Annotated in this window: 19 protein-coding genes; 12 read left to right on the top strand and 7 right to left on the bottom strand. The window is 54.1% G+C overall.

Translation table 11 applies throughout. The features are described 5' to 3' along the window. Positions 1-15: 15 nt before the first annotated feature. Positions 16-654, top strand: coding sequence for a hypothetical protein (locus BCM14_RS06835; protein ID WP_106227258.1), 639 nt, complete (start codon positions 16-18; stop codon positions 652-654). 32 nt (positions 655-686) lie between these two features. On the opposite strand, the gene uvrA is transcribed toward BCM14_RS06835, so the two are convergent. Next, a complete protein-coding gene (uvrA, locus tag BCM14_RS06840; RefSeq protein ID WP_106227259.1) occupies positions 687-3,575 on the bottom strand; it encodes an excinuclease ABC subunit UvrA in 2,889 nt (962 codons plus the stop codon). A gap of 148 nt (positions 3,576-3,723) precedes the next feature. Between uvrA and BCM14_RS06845 the strand changes: the two genes are divergently transcribed. Further along, on the top strand, positions 3,724-4,950 hold the full coding sequence (locus BCM14_RS06845; RefSeq protein ID WP_106227260.1) for an MFS transporter: 1,227 nt from the start codon (positions 3,724-3,726) through the stop codon (positions 4,948-4,950). A 53-nt stretch (positions 4,951-5,003) separates the two neighbouring features. Here BCM14_RS06845 and BCM14_RS06850 read toward each other — a convergent pair whose 3' ends face one another. From BCM14_RS06850 to BCM14_RS06870, 5 genes are all read right to left on the bottom strand, one after another. Then, on the bottom strand, positions 5,004-5,981 hold the full coding sequence (locus BCM14_RS06850; RefSeq protein ID WP_106227261.1) for a tripartite tricarboxylate transporter substrate-binding protein: 978 nt from the start codon (positions 5,979-5,981) through the stop codon (positions 5,004-5,006). An 18-nt stretch (positions 5,982-5,999) separates the two neighbouring features. Beyond that, positions 6,000-6,305 carry a HigA family addiction module antitoxin gene (locus tag BCM14_RS06855; protein WP_106227262.1) on the bottom strand — a complete coding sequence of 102 codons (306 nt, stop codon included), beginning with the start codon at positions 6,303-6,305 and terminating at the stop codon, positions 6,000-6,002. An 82-nt stretch (positions 6,306-6,387) separates the two neighbouring features. Further along, positions 6,388-7,542, bottom strand: coding sequence for an alpha-hydroxy acid oxidase (locus tag BCM14_RS06860; RefSeq protein WP_259673465.1), 1,155 nt, complete (start codon positions 7,540-7,542; stop codon positions 6,388-6,390). Between the two features lie 19 nt (positions 7,543-7,561). Beyond that, entirely contained in the window at positions 7,562-8,551 is a 990-nt protein-coding gene (locus BCM14_RS06865) for a Bug family tripartite tricarboxylate transporter substrate binding protein (protein WP_106227264.1), read from the bottom strand. A 25-nt stretch (positions 8,552-8,576) separates the two neighbouring features. Continuing rightward, complete coding sequence (locus BCM14_RS06870; RefSeq protein ID WP_106227265.1) at positions 8,577-9,473, bottom strand: TauD/TfdA dioxygenase family protein; 897 nt, start codon at positions 9,471-9,473, stop codon at positions 8,577-8,579. A gap of 301 nt (positions 9,474-9,774) precedes the next feature. Between BCM14_RS06870 and ssb the strand changes: the two genes are divergently transcribed. The 8 genes from ssb to hpxZ all read left to right on the top strand — a co-directional run bounded on the left by ssb (position 9,775) and on the right by hpxZ (position 16,797). Next, positions 9,775-10,266 carry a single-stranded DNA-binding protein gene (ssb, locus tag BCM14_RS06875; RefSeq protein ID WP_106227266.1) on the top strand — a complete coding sequence of 164 codons (492 nt, stop codon included), beginning with the start codon at positions 9,775-9,777 and terminating at the stop codon, positions 10,264-10,266. A 189-nt stretch (positions 10,267-10,455) separates the two neighbouring features. Beyond that, positions 10,456-12,192, top strand: coding sequence for an allophanate hydrolase (atzF, locus tag BCM14_RS06880; protein ID WP_259673466.1), 1,737 nt, complete (start codon positions 10,456-10,458; stop codon positions 12,190-12,192). Positions 12,193-12,218: 26 nt separating this feature from the next. Next, entirely contained in the window at positions 12,219-13,238 is a 1,020-nt protein-coding gene (locus tag BCM14_RS06885) for an ABC transporter substrate-binding protein (RefSeq protein ID WP_106227410.1), read from the top strand. A gap of 2 nt (positions 13,239-13,240) precedes the next feature. Then, the gene (locus BCM14_RS06890; RefSeq protein ID WP_106227267.1) at positions 13,241-14,011 is read left to right on the top strand and encodes an ABC transporter permease; all 771 of its coding nucleotides are present in this window, start codon (positions 13,241-13,243) and stop codon (positions 14,009-14,011) included. A 2-nt stretch (positions 14,012-14,013) separates the two neighbouring features. Next, positions 14,014-14,835, top strand: coding sequence for an ABC transporter ATP-binding protein (locus BCM14_RS06895; RefSeq protein WP_106227268.1), 822 nt, complete (start codon positions 14,014-14,016; stop codon positions 14,833-14,835). Further along, positions 14,832-15,023 carry an AtzG-like protein gene (locus BCM14_RS06900; RefSeq protein ID WP_106227269.1) on the top strand — a complete coding sequence of 64 codons (192 nt, stop codon included), beginning with the start codon at positions 14,832-14,834 and terminating at the stop codon, positions 15,021-15,023. The genes BCM14_RS06895 and BCM14_RS06900 overlap by 4 nt, the downstream gene beginning before the upstream one ends. Next, positions 14,986-16,422: an AtzE family amidohydrolase gene (locus BCM14_RS06905; protein ID WP_311042724.1), complete on the top strand. Its 1,437-nt coding sequence runs from the start codon at positions 14,986-14,988 to the stop codon at positions 16,420-16,422. The genes BCM14_RS06900 and BCM14_RS06905 overlap by 38 nt, the downstream gene beginning before the upstream one ends. Then, entirely contained in the window at positions 16,423-16,797 is a 375-nt protein-coding gene (gene hpxZ / locus BCM14_RS06910; RefSeq protein ID WP_106227271.1) for an oxalurate catabolism protein HpxZ, read from the top strand. Between the two features lie 59 nt (positions 16,798-16,856). Here hpxZ and BCM14_RS06915 read toward each other — a convergent pair whose 3' ends face one another. Next, positions 16,857-17,285 (bottom strand): PRC-barrel domain-containing protein, encoded by a 429-nt coding sequence (locus BCM14_RS06915; protein ID WP_106227272.1) that lies wholly within the window; start codon positions 17,283-17,285, stop codon positions 16,857-16,859. A 262-nt stretch (positions 17,286-17,547) separates the two neighbouring features. Between BCM14_RS06915 and BCM14_RS06920 the strand changes: the two genes are divergently transcribed. Further along, positions 17,548-18,225 carry an SOUL family heme-binding protein gene (locus tag BCM14_RS06920; RefSeq protein ID WP_259673467.1) on the top strand — a complete coding sequence of 226 codons (678 nt, stop codon included), beginning with the start codon at positions 17,548-17,550 and terminating at the stop codon, positions 18,223-18,225. Positions 18,226-18,327: 102 nt separating this feature from the next. Further along, positions 18,328-20,091: an IlvD/Edd family dehydratase gene (locus BCM14_RS06925; protein WP_106227273.1), complete on the top strand. Its 1,764-nt coding sequence runs from the start codon at positions 18,328-18,330 to the stop codon at positions 20,089-20,091. Positions 20,092-20,132 lie beyond the last annotated feature (41 nt).

Raw genomic sequence — 20,132 nt, forward strand, 5'->3', positions numbered from 1 at the left:
TTGAGGTAATCCGTCATGAAACGCTCTTTTGCCAGATTCGTGCAGGTCCTTTCACTCGTCAGTCTGGGTGCAGTAGGATGTTTCACGGCGTTGCTTCTGCCTACTCAGGCCTTGGCGCAACCCCGTCAACCCGACCAGCTATCTATTGTTGAATTTTGTAATGCACAAGGTTTTAAATGCCAGTTGCGCTTTGTCGATTCGTACCGGGGCGAGAATGTTGTCGAAAGCATTCAAAACTATCTCGCCAGAGCGGGTGACACGAGCCTGGGTAATCGAGTCTCTGTGCAGGCTGAGTGCTCGCCTGGCTGGGTTGCTTCTGTGCAAGCCCAAGACGGTACGGTGTCCTCGGGTGGATTGCTGAGGGGCAGCGCTACCGTCTGCGGCTACTCAGACCCCGTCGCGGCACTGACAGCAGCCTTGCGGGCTTGCGATTCCCAAAGCGCCAACCTCTGCCGAAACGCCAACCAAATGCGTGCTGTCTGGGGGCAGTGGGATGGTGTTACCGGCCGTAAGCGCTTAGTAGAGCCCGGTCGTCCGTATGATCCGCTAAGTTATCCAGACGGTCAGCAATGCACCTCGACTGTGCCCATTTTTTCAACGTCGAGTTGTTTAACCGAAGCTGTTCATCAGCTTAAAGCGGCAGGGGTTAGATAGAGGTTGCTGAAGTTAGCTGCAGGTCGACCTTGTTAGCGCTGTTTCAAGACTCGCTTCAAGTACTGCCCAGTGTGGCTCGCTGGGTTGGAGGCCACTGCTTCAGGTGTGCCCTCGGCCACAATCATGCCACCCCCATCACCGCCTTCGGGTCCCATGTCAACGACCCAGTCAGCGGTCTTGATCACATCAAGATTGTGCTCAATGACAACAACGGTATTGCCACTTTCGACGAGCTGATTCAAGACCCGCAATAACAAGGCAATGTCATGAAAATGCAGCCCAGTAGTGGGTTCGTCAAGGATGTATAACGTTCGACCTGTGCCGCGTTTTGAGAGTTCAAGCGAGAGCTTGACCCGTTGGGCCTCGCCACCTGAGAGCGTCGTTGCACTTTGTCCGAGGCGCAAATACGACAAACCAACATCGATCAACGTTTGCAGTTTGCGAGCAACGATAGGGACAGCCTCGAAATAAACCATGGCCTGCTCAACAGTTAACGCAAGCACTTCATGGATGTTGCGTCCGCGGTAACGGATTTCAAGCGTCTCGCGGTTGTAGCGCTTGCCCTGACAGACGTCGCAAGGGACATACATATCGGGTAAAAAATGCATCTCAACCCTGACCACGCCGTCGCCCTGACAGGCCTCGCAACGACCGCCCTTCACGTTAAAACTAAAGCGTCCCACGTCATAGCCGCGTGTGCGCGCCTCGGGCACGCCCGCGAACAATTCCCGAATCGGGGTGAAGAGGCCGGTATACGTTGCAGGATTACTTCGAGGAGTACGACCAATCGCGCTCTGATCGACATTGATGATTTTGTCGATATGTTCGAGTCCTTTAATTGACTCGAAGGGGGCGTACTCGACTTGCGAGTGATGGAGAGCACGCGAGACAACCACCGCAAGCGTGTCGTTGATGAGCGTCGATTTGCCAGAACCCGATACGCCAGTGATGCATACCAGTTTGCCCAGGGGCAGTTTGAGATCGACCGCTTTCAAGTTGTTGCCAGAGCAACCGGTTAATTCGATCCAGGCTTGCTCTTCTGTCAAGGCTCGTCGCACGGGCACTTCAATTCGTTGCGTACCGCTCATGTACTGGCCCGTGAGCGATTGCGGATTTGCTTCGATCTGTTTCGGTGTGCCTTCAGCCACAATTTGGCCGCCATGCTCGCCAGCCCCCGGGCCCATATCGACCACCCAATCCGCCTGGCGAATCATGTCTTCATCGTGTTCAACCACGATCACACTATTGCCCAGATTGCGCAAGTGCTGCAGGGTGCCAATCAATCTGTCGTTATCGCGCTGATGCAGGCCGATTGAGGGTTCGTCCAATACATACATCACACCGGTCAAGCCCGAACCAATTTGGCTGGCCAGCCTGATGCGCTGGGCCTCGCCGCCAGAGATGGTGTCCGCGCTGCGATCTAGCGAAAGGTAGTTAAGACCCACATTGTTCAAGAAGCTCAGGCGCGAGGCGATCTCTTGCACAATCCGGTCAGCGATCTCTTTGCGCGACCCTGTTAACTGCAGCGCTTGAAACCACTTCAAACATTTCGACAGAGGCAGGGCCTCGACTTCATAAATCCCCAGACCACGCTCTTGCCAGCCCGCTTCTGCAGCGGTACCTTGAATCTTTTCAGGTGGTGCAATAACCTCGTCGCCAATGCGAACATGACGCGCCTCGGGCCTAAGCCTGGATCCGAGACAAGCCGGGCATGTCTGGGTCGCGCGGTATTTACCTAGTTCTTCGCGGACAACAGACGAGTCTGTCTCTAACCAGCGCCGTTGCAGGTTGGGGATAACACCTTCGAACGCATGACGCTTTACCGTGCTGTGCCCTTTTTCATTCAGATAAAAAAATGGGATCTCGACGTCGCCTGATCCAAAGAGAATAATTTGCCGAATGGTCTCAGGGATTTGATCCCAGGACAGGTCGATGTCGAATTCATAATGCGTGGCCAGACTCGAGAGCATCGAGAAGGTGAAGGCGTTGCGCTTATCCCAGCCCCGGATAGCACCAGACCCCAGACTGAGCTCGGGGAAGGCCACGACGCGATTCGGATCGAAGTAGCCGACATGGCCAATCCCGTCACAACTTGGGCAGGCGCCGACCGGATTGTTGAAGCTAAACAGCCGCGGCTCGAGCTCGGGCAGACTATGGCTGCAGACTGGGCACGCATAACGACTTGAAAACAGATGCTCGGTATTGGTCTCCATGTTCAAGGCGATGACACGACCTTGCGACAAGTTCAGTGCGGTCTCGAAACTTTCAGCCAGACGTTGCTTGCTTTCTGGCTTGATCCGGACACGATCAATCACCACATCGATGTCATGTTTTTCGTTCTTGGCCAGTGTGGGCAGGGAATCAAGATCAACCATCTCACCATCTACTCTCACCCGCACAAAGCCTTGAGCCTGCAAGCTGGCGACTTCGTCTTCAAACCCGCCTTTCTTCGTGCGAGCCACGGGCGCAAGGATGGCAAGCCTTGTTTCGCCGGGCCACCCCATCACACTATCCACCATCTGGCTAATGTTTTGTGCCGCTAGGGGTAAGCCGTGCGAGGGGCAGTAAGGGATGCCGACACGCGCATAAAGCAAGCGAAGGTAGTCGTGAATTTCGGTAATCGTGCCGACTGTTGATCTTGGGTTGTGCCCGGCCGCTTTTTGCTCAATCGCAATCGCGGGCGACAAGCCTTCGATCAGGTCAACATCAGGCTTATCCATCAATTGTAAAAATTGTCGCGCGTAGGCCGACAGGCTTTCAACATAGCGCCGCTGACCTTCTGCGTACAGCGTGTCAAACGCGAGCGATGATTTACCCGATCCGGACAAGCCCGTCACCACGACTAATTGGTGGCGAGGCAGGTTTAGCGAAATATTTTTGAGATTGTGGGTGCGGGCACCCCGAATGCGGATTTCTTCCATAGAGCCTGATTGATCGCATTTGTGACGGGCAACTTGGTACTATACCGTGCTTGGATGTCGCGGGCGTAACTGATGATGGTTTCGCTCAAAGAAACAGGGACGATCTGGTCGCCCGGTTGCGCTAACCTGAAATTTTCTAAATCTGACCATGTCTAGCAAAGTTAAGCTGTCCCTTACGCCGATCGAACGCAAAGCCAGTTTCGCACTGGCAGGCCTGTTTGCTGCGCGCATGCTGGGCCTTTTTTTGTTGCTGCCGGTGTTCGCGGTGGCAGCGAAAGGCCTGCCCGGGGGAGACGATCCGGCCAAGGTCGGCTTAGCGCTGGGCATGTATGGCTTGACGCAAGCGTTCATGCAAATCCCGTTTGGTTTGGCGTCTGACCGCTGGGGACGCCGCCCTGTGGTGGTGACAGGTTTGTTGTTGTTCATTCTTGGTAGCGTCGTCTGTGCGTTGTCGAATGATGTGTTCTGGATCACGATTGGTCGGGCGATTCAAGGATCGGGTGCGATTTCGGCTGCTGTGACCGCCTGGCTGGCCGATGCCACTCGACCCGAAGTGCGCACCCGTGCCATGGCCATGGTCGGTGGATCAATTGGTATCTCGTTCGCGGTTTCTCTGGTTGCTGCCCCCTTGATTGTCGGTGCTTCGGGCTTGACCGGTTTGTTCTGGACGATTGCCTTGCTGGGTGTGATCTGTCTCGCGGTAGCGGGATGGGTAATCCCCAGCGCACCAGTCACGATCAAGATGGATGATAGCGCCCGACCATTGCAAGTGCTTACTAACACAGCGTTGCTCAGACTAAATTTCGGGGTGTTCTGTCTGCACATGACGCAGGTGGCTTTGTTTGTTGTGGTGCCGCCTCTATTCATCAAGCTAGGTGATCTGCAGTCAGCCGAACTCTGGAAGGTCTATCTACCGGTTATTTTTGGATCCTTCTTACTCATGGTGCCAGCGATTTTCTGGGCCGAGACACGCAAAGCGCACGTAAAGTTGTTGCGTGTAGCCGTGGCCGGGCTAGTCCTCGTCTGTGCGCTCTTACCTGCTAGCAGCGGTGATTTTTATTCGCTTGCCTTTGCACTGACGGGCTTCTTTGTCATGTTTAACGTGCTTGAGGCCTTGCAGCCCTCACTGGTTTCGCGCATGGCGCCACCAGAGCTTAAAGGGCTGGCCTTGGGTTTTTACAATACCTCGCAAGCGGCTGGCTTGTTTCTCGGTGGGGCACTTGGTGGCGAACTGCTGTCACGAGGCGGCAGCGATACAGTCTTTTGGGCGGTCTGTGGGTTATCTGCAGCTTGGTTATTGGTGACCTGGGGTTTGAAGCCCCTGGACCAGCAGACAGCTAACCCGTCCGCACCAAACCCGCAAACGCCCAACTAGTAAGCATTCAACCATTAACCAGCAGGGTCACCCCACGATCCGAACGCAGGTGACTAAGGTTCTGCTCTGAATCCAGATTGCCTGATCACGGGCTCCCATTGCTTTTTGAAGCTCGCCAAAATCTCTTGCGATTGAGTTAAATCGGCCACCACCGGATCAAGCATCATCCCCTGAATCGTTTGTTGCACGGTCGCATCTTTCATCACTCTGGTAATCGCATTGCTCAGCAAGGTAACTTTATCCTGTGGCATGCTGGCGGGGGCAAAAAACGCATTCCACCCCGCCCCGGTCAGCGCCAGGTTTGATTGTTTAAAAGTCGGTACATCGGGCAAAGAAGCTTCAGGGGTCTCACCGGATACCGCGATAATTTTGACCTTGCCGGCCTGATGCATGGGTAGCAAAGAATTGAACGTATCCATCGCAACGTTCAAATGGCCGCCTGCGAGATCATTAATTAAGGGGGCGGATCCTTTGTAGCCGATCACTTGCACGGGTGCGCCAATTTTTTCTTCCATCATCATGACAAAGAAATGGGGCAGACTCCCTGTGGCCGGCACGCCGATGTTGTATTTGGCGGGATAGTAGCCCAGCTGATAAACCAGATCCGCCATGCGTTTGACATTGGATTCGGTCGATACCGCTACTGCAAAGCGGTAGTTGCTAACCATGGATACGATCTTGAAATCTTTGCCCGGGTCGTAACCGATATCATTCATGACCAGCGGTGCAATCACCATGATGGCTGGGTTGCCGATCAGTAAAACGTTGTCGGTTGCCGTGGCTTTTTTCGCAACCTGAGCCGATATTCGGCCCCCTGCACCCAGTTTGTTTTCAACGATAACCGGCACGCCCAGCTCGTCTTTCAGTTTGTCACCGATGATGCGGGCCACCCGATCTGAGTCCCCACCGGGGGGATAGCCAACAATGATTGTCAGGGGCTGAGTCAGCGGCGCACTGCCTTGCGCTTGTGCGGCAGGCATTTGAAACGACAAGCTGAGTGAGAGTAAAAAACCGGCAATAAGTTTGGGCATTTTGATAACCAAAATGGATTAAGCGGCGAGAGGTTGAAACACTCGGATACGACTTAAAAGTTTTCGCTTCAATTCTCTTGTAGCAATTCGCATATCGTATTCGGTTTGCAGGTTTAGCCAGAACAGGGGCTCCATCTTAAAGTACAAACCAAGCCGTAGCGCGGTGTCAGCAGTAATAGGCCGTTGCCCATTCACGATTTCACTAATCCGGCTGGCTGGCACATCAATGTCGCTCGAAAGGCGTCGGGCCGTAATACTCAGCGGTTTCATAAAGTCTTCAAGCAAAATCTCGCCTGGATGAATTTCTGCAAGTCTTTTAGCCATGTAATTTTCATGCGTTCAAAACAAAGGAACTTTATATTTTATTCTGTTTTGCAGAACCTTTATGACAGAATAAATAGTGTAGCTATTTCAACAACAAATCCGCAGTGATTTCATTGATGGATTTAACGCCGCATAATTGCATGGATCTGATGAGTTCATCTTTCAGGATGTCGAGGGCGCGCTTGGCACCGGCATCGCCTGCGGCGTGTGCGCCGAACAAGGTCGCGCGACCGATCAGCACGCCCTGGGCGCCTGAGGCAATCGCTTTGACCACATCCACCCCGCGTCTGACCCCGCCATCAACCAAGACAGGGAGACGACCAGCCGCCCCCTCAACTACCCCCGGCAACGCATCCATGGTTGCCGCTGCGCCGTCGAGCTGACGGCCGCCATGGTTCGACACAACGATGGCATCGATCCCCATTTGCGCTAATCGATCCGCATCGGCGCTACGCATAACGCCTTTGACAATCAACTTGCGTGACCACTTGTCGCGAATCTTTTGCAGGTCAGCCCAGCTAAATGCTGGATCGTAGTTTTTACCGACACTGGATACCAGCGCTTTACCACCCGGATTATTTTCTTTAAGTTCTTTGATGTTCTCCAAGGCGGGTATGCCGCTCGCGAGCATGGCAAGCGCCCACAGTGGCTTAGATGCAAAGCCCAGCACGTTTTTAGGCGTGAACTTCATGGGGAAGCTCAACTGATTTCTAAAATCCCGTTCGCGTTTACCTCCAACGGGTAAGTCAACAGTAATCATCAGCCCTTCGTATTCTGCGACTCGGGCGCGCTCGATCAGCGCAGCGAGTTTTTCTTTATTGCTCAGGATATAAGCCTGAAACCACAACCGACCCGAGGCCGTGTTCGCGATGTCTTCTATGGTGGTGGTGGCTGAGGTGGATAGTGTGTATGGGATGCCCATGGCGGTGGCTGCTTTGGCGATCGCAATATCACTGCCGGGCCGACCGAAATTTAAAGCACCCGTTGGCGCCACTGCGATGGGCAAACTAGACCGACCACCGACAAGATTGCACGTCGTATCAACGACCGATACATCGTTCAGCGCTTTGGGTAATAAGCGAACACGCTGAAAGGCTGCGAGATTGTCGCGCAGCGTGAGCTCTTGTTCTGCGCCGCCATCAAAAAATTCAAAGATCGATCGAGGTAGACGCGCCTGAGACATCAGTCTCAAATCATCGATGCTAAAGGCGCGTTGTGCTTTCTTCACTAAGCTCATGCTCATTCTCTACCCAAAATTATTCAGCCGTGATCCCGGCTGCCTCAATCACCTTGGCCCAGCGGGCTTTGTCTTTCTCTAAAAACGCTTTGAACTCAGCAGGTGAGTCACCGACAGAGATGGCACCGAGATCTTTCAAGCGCTTTTGCACCTCGGGCTGATTGAGTGCCTGCAACAATTCTTTGTTCAAACGGTCGACAATCGGCTTAGGTGTGCCGGCAGCGGCCAGTAAGCCAACCCAGGGCGCAGTTTGCTCAAAGTCTGGGAAGCCCGACGCATCCATGGTCGGTACACCCAGAAAATCCGCCAAGGGTTTGGCAGTACCGACAGCCAGTACCCGAATGCGCTTCTCAGCGACTTGATCCGCAATGCCGATCATGGGATAGAACATAAAAGACACGCGACCAGAAATCACTTCGGTTAGTGCGGGCGCATTGCCTCTGAAAGGCACATGCAGCATCTTGGTACCTGACACCGTCGCCATCAGTGCGCCAGCCAAGTGGGCTGAGCCGCCATTGCCTGCTGAGCCATAGCTGATTGACTCGGGCTCTTTCTTCGCTTGCGCAACCAAATCCGCGACGGTTTTGTAAGGTGAGTCGTAAGCCGTCACCAGAACCAGTGGCAAATTTGCAGCGAGAGAGATCGGCTCGAAGCTGCCTAAAGGATCGTATTCGGCTTTGCTTTTCAGCAGCAAAAAGTTGACATTATGGGATAGCGAGGCAAACAAGGTTGTGTAGCCGTCAGGCTTGGATTTAGCCACTTCTTTCGTGGCGATCAGCGAGTTCGCCCCTGTGCGGTTTTCTACCAGGACGGTTTGGCCCATGGATTGGGTCATGTGCTGCGCCAAAATCCGACCAATCACGTCTGTAGGGCCACCTGCGGCAAAGCCAATCAAGACTCTCACCGGCTGCGAGGGGTAATTATTTTGAGCTTGCACAGCTTGCGTCTGAAGGCTCAGCCCAACTACAGCCGCCATTAAAAGCAAACCACCTAGGATCTTTCTCTGCATGATATTTGTCTTCTCGTTTTATGAATCAAGCGGCTTGGGGCATATCACCGACGGGAAAATAACGATCGGCCATCACCTGGCATCGTTTAATAAACCGATGCTCGTGAGGCAGGTAATCCGCCACAGCATTGTGAATAGTACCCATGTTGTCCCACATCAATACATCCCCTTCCGTCCAGCGATGCCGGTAGCGAAACTGGGGTTGTAATTGGTGTTCGAACAAGAAAGCCAGCGTGCGCTCGCTCTCGACCGCATCCATCTCGTTGATCTGGATCGAGTAGCCGGGATTCGCGTAAAGCACTTTTTCACCGGTGATCGGGTGAGTCAGAAAAATGGGATGTGAGACCGGTGGCTTAGCCGCGCGCTGTTCGGGCGTGAGCGGGGGGCGAAGACTACCTGGCTGTTTGCGCATGTTTTCCCAGAACTTGTTGAAGTCGTGCAGAACGGTCATGCCATCAAGCTTGGTTTTTAGCTCATCTGGCAAGGCCAGATAAGCGGCACGCATGTTGCAAAACTCGGTACCACCCAGGGGCTGACCATCGCGATGCGGGATTTCTATCCCATAGAGTACGTTGGTGAAAGCAATCATCTTGCTGTAAGACATGTCGGTGTGCCAGTCCTGGCCGGCGTCACCTAAGCCAACCGGTTTGCCTTCGTCTGTTTTCTTGTTCGAGAGGATCATGACCTCTGGGTGCCCCGGCTCTTGGTACATATTGGCTACGTTCACCTCGAGCGTGCCAAAGTTCTGGCTAAACGCTTTGAGCGCGGGCCCGGTGAGGGTCTGTGCGGGATACCAAAGCACACCATACTTGCCCAGCAAGGCTTCGAGTTCTTTATAAGTGGCGTGGGACAAAGGCTGGGCGAGGTCGATGTTCTCTACACAGGCACCAAGACCTTGACCGCTGGGGGTGACTTTCAGCATGCGAGCTCCGTTCTGTTGACTAGCTTTCGTGAATGACTGTAGCCACAATATAAACAATGATCGACCTAAGGGGTGGCTCAATCTGTGACCCAATATCTGCGACTCCGCCCACGCGAAGAACATTTTGGCTCGTTTCAAACTGTTGGATGTCGATTAAACTGTGCCAAGACAGTGACGAGCTAGGTAGTTTTGCGTCTAGCGCAAATGGACTCGTCGTCTGATCATATCGGTTTGTACAGGGTTGGGTGTTTATCCACCGAGCCCGTTTGATGAATAGTTTTTTGAATATACGGAGATCGGCATGGCATCGGTCAATAAAGTAATTTTGGTGGGTAATCTTGGCCGCGATCCAGAGGTGCGTTACAGCCCCGATGGCGGCGCAATCTGTAATGTGTCGATTGCAACGACCAGCAGCTGGAAGGACAAAACATCCGGCGATCGCCGTGAAGAAACCGAATGGCATCGCGTCGTGTTCTACAACCGTCTGGCTGAGATCGCAGGCGAGTACTTGCGCAAAGGTCGTCCTGTTTACGTAGAAGGCCGCCTAAAGACGCGCAAATGGCAGAACAAAGAAGGCGTCGATCAGTACACGACTGAAGTCGTCGCTGATCAAATGCAGATGCTTGGTGGCCGTGACAGTGGCGGCGACAGTATGGGCGGTGGGGCACCGGATGGGATGAACGACAGTCAACCCGCGTCGCGTCCAGCGGCCAGACCGCAAGGCCAGCGGCCAGCAGCACCGGCGGCAAATGGTGCCAATTTGGCGGATATGGAAGACGACATTCCGTTTTAAAGTCCGTGTTGTTAGCAGTTTCGATTAAGCCAGCGGGGTCATGAAGATGACCCCGTTTTGTTTAAACAAGACAAAATCGGCGTCACGTCTGAAGGCAGCTAGCTAGATCTGCACGCTGACTAGCGCCACCACCTGAAGTTGGCACAAATATTGCTCATATCCCTGAACAAAACAGGGAGACGCAATACCGTGCAGCCACCATTCGCTGGAATCACTCGCAGACCAGCTACCGCTGAGGCCACAGAGGCCGATTCGGCGTGGATCACGCGCGTGTCCGCTGAGCCCTCCAATCAGCAGCAATCGCAGGCTGGCTCTGGTCCCCTGGATGGTTTGCACTTTGCTGTCAAAGACAATATTGACGTAGCGGGTTTACCGACAACCGCCGGATGCTCGGCTTTTGCTTACACGCCGAGCGAGCACGCCCACGTAGTGGAACGCTTGCTTCGGGCAGGCGCGCGCCTGGCAGGCAAAACCAACCTCGATCAGTTTGCTTGCGGCCTCAACGGAACACGTTCTCCCTACGGCCCGGTTCCGAATGCGCTCAACCCGGCCTATGTTTCGGGCGGATCCAGTTCCGGCTCGGCTTACGTCGTGGCCAAAGGCTTGGCCGACTTCTCGCTGGGCACGGATACGGCAGGCTCGGGCCGTGTGCCCGCCGGTTTGAACAACATTGTGGGCCTGAAACCGACTCGTGGTTTGATTTCGGCCCGAGGGGTGGTGCCCGCAGCACAAAACGTCGATTGCGTCTCGATTTTTGCAATGACAGTCTCAACGGCAGCGAAGGTGTTGCAGGCTTGCATAGGCTATGACGAGGCGGATCCGTTTTCCCGAAGGGTTACGATGGCATCGAAACCCTTACCAGCAAAGTTTCGCTTTGGCGTACCCGATACCCTTGAATTCTTTGGCGACAAACTCGCTGAGGCGGCTTTTACCCAGTCCCTTGAGCAGCTGACGGGCCTCGGTGGTACCGCGGTGACGATTAATTACGCACCGCTCGCGCAGGCCGCGGCCATGCTCTACGACAGTGCATTGGTCAGTCAGCGGTATACCGCCATCCAAGCATTTTTTGATGCCCATGAAGAAGAGGTGATCGAGCCGGTACGCAGCATCATCGCCAAAGGACGGCAATATAGCGCCGCCGACTACATTCGTGCTGAGATTGATATGCTGGCCCTCAGTCAAGTCGCCGGTCGGATGTGGCAAGAGATAGACGTACTGTTTGTGCCGACCGCACCGACGCACTACACCATCGATCAAATGCAAGCGGATCCTGTCGCCCTTAACCGTAACCTTGGGCAATACACCAACTTCGTTAATCTGTTTGACTACGCTGCGCTGTCGGTGCCCAGTCTGATGAGGCCTGATGGATTGCCCTTTGGCGTCACCCTGATTGGCCCTGCTGGCAGTGACTGGCAACTGGCCGATCTGGGCCAGCGCTATCACCATGCCACGGGTTTATCGCTTGGCGCAACCACACGGTCCTTGCCTGAGCCAGCACCCATCGCAGCCTTGCAAGCCCCAGCTACGGTAAGGGTCGCAGTGGTAGGGGCTCACCTTAGCGGTATGTCCTTGAACTGGCAACTGACTGAGCGGGATGCGACCTTGGTCGAGGCTACGCATACGGCACCAGACTATCGCTTTTTTGCGTTAGCAAATTCGCAACCGCCCAAACCTGGTTTGTTGCGTGTGGAGCCAGGCAAGGGGGCCGCAATCGCCCTCGAGATCTGGGAGATGCCGCTAACCCACTACGGTTCCTTCGTTGCGTTGATCCCAGCCCCGCTGGGGATTGGCACCTTGACACTCGCCGATGGCTCTTCAGTACAAGGCTTCGTTTGTGAAGCACAAGCGCTAACAACCGCGACGGATATTACTCACCTGGGCGGATGGCGCGCCTACGTAAACAGCTTGACCCACTCAACCAATTGACCTTTTACCCACCCGTGGAGTTCTTCATGACCCATCGCACCTTGACAGCTAAGTCCCATGTCTCAACTTCGCGCCGCAAGCTCTTGCAAGCTGGCGTAGCCACCGGTGCATTGAGCGTCCTGGGAGCGCACCCTCTGGTTCAAGCGCAAACCACCCCAAAAATCCGCATCGGGTATTGGCCCATTGCGGCGGGTCTGCCCTTTTATGCGGCGCTTGAAAAAGGCTACTTCAAAGAGGCTGGTCTGGACGTTGAAGGCGTTAAATTCGCCAGCGCTGCACAGATCATGGAAGCAATGCTTGCCGGTCGTTGTGACGGTAGTGCCAACGGTACCGGTTCAGCCAACTTAGGCATCGGTGAAGTTGCCTCCCCTGGTACTTTCAAAATCTTTGCGTCCAACCCAAGTAATGTCAAAGACGTGTTGGACGAATTTTTAGTCGCCTCCAGCAGCCCAGTAAAAACCATGGCTGAGCTCAAAGGTAAAAAAGTAGCCTCCGGACCGGGCATTCAAAACCTGACGCTGGCCAGAACAGTACTTGAGCGCGCAGGCGCTACCGGGGCGACCGTGATTGAACTGCCGATTGCACAACACGTGGCAGCACTTGCGGCAGGTCAGGTTGATGCTGTCTATACCCTGGAGCCGACCGGTACGATTGGCCGTTTGAATGGCGCCACCCGCGTCCTGGAAGCTGGCGTCATCTCCAAGTACATCCTCGGTGATGCGATGGCTCCGTGGTTCGGTGGTTCGGCTTCACTGACCGCAGATTTTGTTAAAAAGTATCCGGCTGAGACCAAGAAATTTGTCACGGCCTATGGCAAAGGTATTGATTACGTGCGCAAGAGTACCGTTGAGGCGCGTCAGTACTTGAAGGGCTACACCGCGATCGAAGGCGATCTCACGGCAGAAGTCCCGATGGCTGCCTATACGATGTACAACGAATTCACGCCCAAAGATATCGAATACTTTCAGAAATTCTTCGATCTGTTCTTTGATAAAGGGATCTTCACGTCGCGCCCCATGGTCGAGTCCATGCTGTACAAGGGATAGTCATGCAGGATACCAATCGCTGGAATCCAGCACGGCTCATGCCACTGATAGGCCCAGTGGCCCTGTTCTTGATCTGGGATCTGGTGGTGAGGTTCAAGCTAATACCCCCCATCCTTTTACCTTCGCCGTGGGCAACGTTGGGCGCACTCTTTACCGGAATGGGAGGGGGTAGCCTGTCTGGCGATTTCGCGTACACCCTGCTGCGAACGTCAGAAGCCTTTCTGATTGCAGCGGTGATGGGCGTCCCGCTGGGCGTATTGCTGGGCAGTAACGAGCGTGCCTACCGGAGCGTCGAGTTTGTGATTGATTTCTTTCGCTCCACCCCCTCGTCAGCCCTCATCCCCTTGTTTCTGATGATTTTTGGCGTTTCTGATATCAACAAGGTCGCAATCGCCGCCTTTGGTGCGCTCTTGATCGTCCTGTTCAATAGCGCCTATGGGGTGATTAACGCCCGCAAGCAGCGAGTCATGGCGGCCAAGGTGATGGGCGCCAGTCGCTTTCAGATTTTCAAAGATGTGCTGATCTGGGAAAGTCTGCAGCCAACGTTTGTAGGCTTACGAAGCGCCGTATCCATGTCACTGGTGATTGTCATTGTGGCGGAGATGTTCATTGGTTCTGAGCGAGGTCTTGGCCATCGCATCATCGACTCGCAGCAAGTCATGAATGTCAAGGATATGTATGCATCCATCCTGGCCGCTGGTGCACTCGGGTACGTTTTAAATATTATATTTTTAGTGTTCGAAAAACGAATCGTGCACTGGAGTGGGAGATAAAGTTGAGCGTCGTCCTGAACCCCCTGATCGCGCCCGATCCACCGCCGCCGGCGTTTGTTCCCGGCCCAGTTGGTACGCACATCACGATTCGCAATCTGACCAAATATTTTGCCGGTGCTCCGTTATACGAGGACTTCAATTTAAACATCCCGAAAAACAAAATCGTCTCGGTGTTTGGTCCCAATGGTTGCGGCAAGAGCACACTGATCAACATGATTGCGGGCCTGATCCCGATCGATCGTGGCGAGATTCTGTTTGATGGCAAATCTTTAAGCGAGACCAAGATTGGTTATGTGTTTCAGAACTACCGCGAAGCACTGTTCCCCTGGATGCGTACCATTGATAACATTGCCTATCCGCTCAAGCTTGAAGGGAAGTCAAAAGCGGAAGTCGCGCAGCGCATGGAAGAGCTGATCGTCTCCTTTGATGTGAATTTCGACCTTAAGCGCTACCCCTATGAATTGTCGGGTGGCCAGCAACAAACAGCCTCGATCATGCGTGCTCTGGCACCCAAGCCCGAAGTATTATTTTTGGACGAACCATTCTCGGCGCTCGATTTTGAGATGACCTTGTTTATCCGTGAGAAATTGCAAGACGTATTCATGCAAACCGGCACCACCATGCTGCTGGTCTCACACGATTTAGAAGAGGCCGTCTACTTGGCCGATCAAATCTTGTTGCTCACCAAGAGACCAACTAGTGTCGCCGAAATCTTGAATTACGACGATCCGCGTCCCCGCACCATCGAAACCTTGTCTCAACCGAGCTTTATTGAGGCCAAGAAACTAAGCCTTGAAATTTTCCAGCGTGAGGTACGTAAATGAACCAAGCAGAGACCCTTGATTTTGTGTTGATCAGTGCCAAAGCACTGGGTATTCCCATGGACGCAGCCTGTGCAGAAAGAGTCGCCGCGCATTTGCAGCGCACGGCCGCAATGGCCAAGATGCTCGAGAGTGCAGCGTTGACACCGTTTGATGAGCCTGCTGAAATCTTCTGCCCAAAGCCACAGTGACATGAACACACAAGCATTCAGCGCAGATCAACTGGCTAGTGGTATCGCCCGTGGTGATTTCACTGCTGGCGAGGTCGTGGCGGCTTACATCAAGCGTATCGAGGACACCGAGGCAAAAGTCAACGCCTTCACCACGCGCTGTTTTGACCGCGCGCTTCAAGAAGCCCAAGCCATTGACGGGCGTCGCGCTCAAGGCGAGCCGCTTCCGCCTCTGGCAGGCGTGCCTTATGCGGTGAAGAACCTGTTCGATATAAAGGGGGTGGTTACCTTCGCTGGCTCAAAAGTCAACCAAGCCAACCCACCAGCGCAAGCTGACGCGTTTTTGGTGCAACGGCTGCAGGCAGCCGGTGCTGTGCTCATGGGTGGACTCAATATGGATGAGTTCGCTTATGGCTTCACAACAGAGAACTCGCACTATGGGCCAAGCCACAACCCCCATAATCTGGCTTGCATTGCAGGGGGTTCTTCTGGTGGATCGGGTGCGGCCGTAGCTGCGCGCCAAGTGTCCCTCTCGCTGGGATCAGACACCAACGGGTCGATCAGAGTTCCCGCATCCTTGTGCGGTGTTTGGGGCTTGAAGCCAACCTTTGGTCGTCTTTCAAGAAGAGGCTCTTATCCCTTTGTGCACAGTATTGACCACTTAGGGCCATTTGCCGACTCACTGAGTGGCCTTGCGCTGGCTTACGACGCCTTGCAAAGTCCAGACCACCTGGATCCCGGGTGTCACGCCAGACGTATCGAGCCTGTATCGACGGCCCTGACGGCAGGCCTGCAAGGGTTGCGCATTGGCATACTCGACGGTTACTTCCATGAAAACGCGAGTGCCTCCGCTCTCCAAGCGGTAGAGGCTGCTGCCCGCGCGCTCGGTGTGACCGCTCACGTCACGTGGCCTGACGCAGCATTAGCACGCGCAGCAGCTTTTATTGTCACCGCAAGCGAAGGGGGGCAATTGCATCTGGACCACCTGCGTACGCAAGCGCAAGACCTCGAGCCCCTGTCGGTTGATCGTTTTATGGCCGGAGCGTTGCAACCCGCAGCCTGGTATGTGCAGGCGCAGCGCTTTCGCCGCGTCTATCGGGATCGCGTGAATAAATTGTTCGAAAACTGGGATGTCTTGTTAGCGCCCGCGACGCCGGTAACTGCCCCAGCGATTGGCACAGAGTGGCTGAGCTTAAATAATCAGCAACTGCCTAGCAGAGCAGCAATGGGGATCTTGACCCAGCCGATTTCCTTTGCTGGCTGCCCGGTATTGGTCTCGCCGCTTTGGCCGGAGGCTGCGGGAAGCATGCCCTTGGGCGTGCAAGTCATTGCGGCGCCATGGCGCGAAGAACTTGCGTTTCGGGTCGCCCATGTTTTAGAAACGAGCGGCGTGGCGCATCTGAACCCAGTGGAGTTTTGAATGGACATTAATTTGCCGGAGGTACTGGCTGAAGTCAGAGCAGTATTCGAACAATACGAAGAGGCGCTGGTCAACAACGATGTCGTGACGCTCGATGCATTGTTCTACAACAGCCCCCATACCTTGCGTTATGGTGCGACCGAAAATCTGTATGGTTATGAAGCCATTCAGGCTTTTCGCGCGAACCGACCTTCCCAAGGCTTGGCTCGGGAGAGAATGAACATTGTCATTACGACCTATGGCCGCGACTTTGCCACGGCTAATACCGAGTTTAAACGCGCAGGTAATGACCGTATCGGTCGTCAGAGCCAAACCTGGCTGAGGACGCCCGAGGGCTGGCGTGTGGTGGCAGCACACGTTAGTTTGATGGGATGAAAGCTAAACGCCCTCTGAGGAGGGCGTTTAAGGTGCGGCTTGGACGCGGCTGAGTACCGTTAATCCTCTATTGCACTCTCATAGACTTCATGCGGCTTGGTCCCATAGTACTTATGTACGCCATGAGACCAGGTTTGATCTGACATATTAGGCCAGTCTTCGTTGTCGAAACCGGGTGCGTCAGCCAGCCGGTCTTTAGAAACATGCAAAATGAAGCGCTTGTTTTCGGTGTCAAGGGTCAGCGCTTCCCAAGGTACAGCAAATAACTTTTCGCCCAGGGTCAGTACACCACCGAAAGACAGCACGGCATAACAGATGCGACCGGCAGCCACGTTAAGCATGATCTCTTTGATATCACCAAGGTGCTCATTCTGGCGGTTGTACACGTCGTTGCCGATCAGCGTATGGGCACCCATCAGCCTCGGGCCCGGGCCGTGGTGATCAGGCACTGTGTACATACCGTAGGTATCTTGTTCTAGATAATTCATGGATGTTTCCTCTAAGCTGTGAGTGGACGGGCAATCAATTTCAACAATCGCCGTGGGTGCAAGGAATCGCCTCGATTGCGAATGTGGCTTGAACCCTGAGTCAGATTAGCGTTGGTCGTGTACCAGGTCGGTGCGCTCGCATACAAAGGAAAAGCAATCAGTTCTGGTATATTTTTTGTTTAATCTGCTCCGTGCGTTGCCGTACAGCCAAACCGGCAGGCGTATCGGATAATGAAACCCCCAAACAACCGGACGAAGAACAATGAAACTGGGCCGCTTTTTTCCCCAACATCTTCGAAATTATCAGCTGCTGGTTTTAGGTGCAGCGGTTATTTCCAGTGGTTTCCTCTTGCTCTCATACACCATGACTAGTCACGCAACCGAAGAACCTGACTATAAAGTTGTGCAGAAACTCACCGAGGATATCGAGATCCGTGAATACGGCACCTACGCCGTTGCTGAAGTCCTTGTTCAAGGCTCCGCCAGCGAAGCGGGTAACACCGCCTTCCCCATCCTTGCAGGCTACATCTTTGGCAAAAACAAAGGCGAGCGCAAATTAGAGATGACCGCGCCGGTGACCCAGACCGCTGAGCCAGTGAAATTAGAGATGACGGCACCTGTCACTCAGACCGCGGCTGCAGACGGCTTTATCGTTCAGTTTGTCTTGCCCAAAGGGGTCACGGTTGCGAACGCACCCGAGCCGACTGACGAAAGGGTCAAGCTGAGAGACATCGCCCCAAAAAAGATTGCTGTCATACAGTATTCGGGATTCTGGTCTGACGCTAACTACAACGAGCACTTAGATCAGTTGCAGGCCGCCTTGCGCCAGGCTAATTTAGTTACTGAAGGCGAGCCAGTCTATTCGCGTTACAACGCACCGTTCACGCTGTGGTTTTTACGCAGGAATGAAATCTGGTTGCACTTGGCGAAGACACAATAACTTCCAGGTGTGTATGAATCGCAAATAACCTATTCTTATTCTTTACCCAGATCCAGTTTATTCCTCAGCGCCTGAACTTTTATCCTTTTTGAACACATCGACATGTCAAACCAAGACAAACCCAGTAACCACAACATCAATCCCTCGGCCAACCTGGATGGCATGTCTAAAGGCTTGACCAATTACGGCGATCGCGGCTTTTCGCTGTTTTTGCGTAAAGCCTTTATTAAAGGCGCGGGTTATACCGACAAGGCGCTTGACCGGCCTGTGATTGGCATCACCAATACTGGTAGTTCATACAACCCCTGCCACGGCAACGCGCCACAGCTGATTGAGGCAGTCAAGCGCGGTGTCTTGATGGCCGGTGGCTTGCCCATGGACTTTCCGACCATCTCTATTCACGAGAGTTTCTCGTCGCCCAACAGCATGTTCCTGCGCAACCTCATGTCTATGGATACTGAAGAGTTGCTGCGCGCACAGCCGATGGATGCCGTGGTATTGATCGGTGGTTGCGATAAAACCGTCCCTGCCCAATTGATGGGGGCGGCCTCAGCGGGCTTACCTGCAGTTCAGTTGATCACAGGATCAATGTTGACCGGATCCCATCGCGGTGAGCGTGTGGGCGCCTGTACGGATTGCCGCCGCTACTGGGGTAAGTTTCGCGCCGATGAAATCGACGCGGAAGAAATTGCGGATGTGAACAATCAACTGGTGGCGAGCGTTGGCACTTGTTCGGTCATGGGCACGGCAAGTACCATGGCCTGCATCGCGGAAGCTCTGGGGATGACAGTGCCAGGCGGTGCTTCGCCACCAGCGGTCACGGCTGATCGTATCCGCGTGGCAGAACGCAGTGGTGAATTGGCTGTGGAGATCGCGCGTAAACAATTGACCATTGACAAGATCCTGACGGCCAAGGCGTTTGAAAATGCCATGCGGGTGTTACTGGCGATTGGCGGGTCAACCAACGGCATCGTTCATTTGACTGCGATTGCGGGCCGCATGGGCTTTGAGATTGATCTTGACGCACTGGATCGTATGGGTCGCGACACACCTGTCCTGCTGGATCTCAAGCCATCTGGTGATCATTACATGGAAGACTTCCACCACGCAGGCGGGATGGCCACACTGTTGCGAGAACTCAAGCCTTTGTTACATCTTGATGCCTTAACCGTCACGGGTCGCACGCTGGGCGAAGAACTTGACGCGCAAGGCCCTGGCTTTGAGCAACACGTCGTGCGCACAAGCGCCAACCCTATTTATCCTCAAGGCGGTATTGCAGTCTTGCGCGGTAACCTTGCACCGGGTGGCGCCATCATCAAACAGTCGGCAGCCAATCCCAAGCTCATGGAGCACGAAGGTCGCGCGGTCGTGTTCGAGAACCTTGAAGACATGGCCAACCGGATTGATGCAGATGATCTGGATGTGACGGCCGACGATATTCTGGTGCTTAAAAACATCGGTCCCAAGGGTGCCGCCATGCCAGAAGCTGGCTATATGCCCATCCCCAGAAAGCTTGCGCGCGCAGGGGTCAAAGACATCATCCGGATTTCAGATGGCCGCATGAGCGGTACCGCCTTTGGCACCATCGTTTTACACGTGACCCCAGAATCCGCCATCGGTGGTCCACTGGCCTATGTGCAAAGCGGTGACCGGATCAAGCTCAGTGTTGCTAACCGAGAATTGACCTTGCTGGTTAATGCAGAAGAGCTCGGTCGCCGGGCACAAGCCAAACCAGTGGTTGAACCCACTGCAACGCGCGGCTATCGCAAGCTGTTTTTGCAAAGCGTCACGCAAGCAGATAAGGGTGCAGATTTTGATTTTCTGATGCCACCCGCCACGGCAGGTAGTATTCCAAAAGACAAATAGCGGTATTGAAAAGTATCAAGCAAAAGCAAAAGCAAAAATAA

The organism is Jezberella montanilacus (genome assembly GCF_003003055.1).
Lineage (GTDB): Bacteria > Pseudomonadota > Gammaproteobacteria > Burkholderiales > Burkholderiaceae_B > Zwartia > Zwartia montanilacus.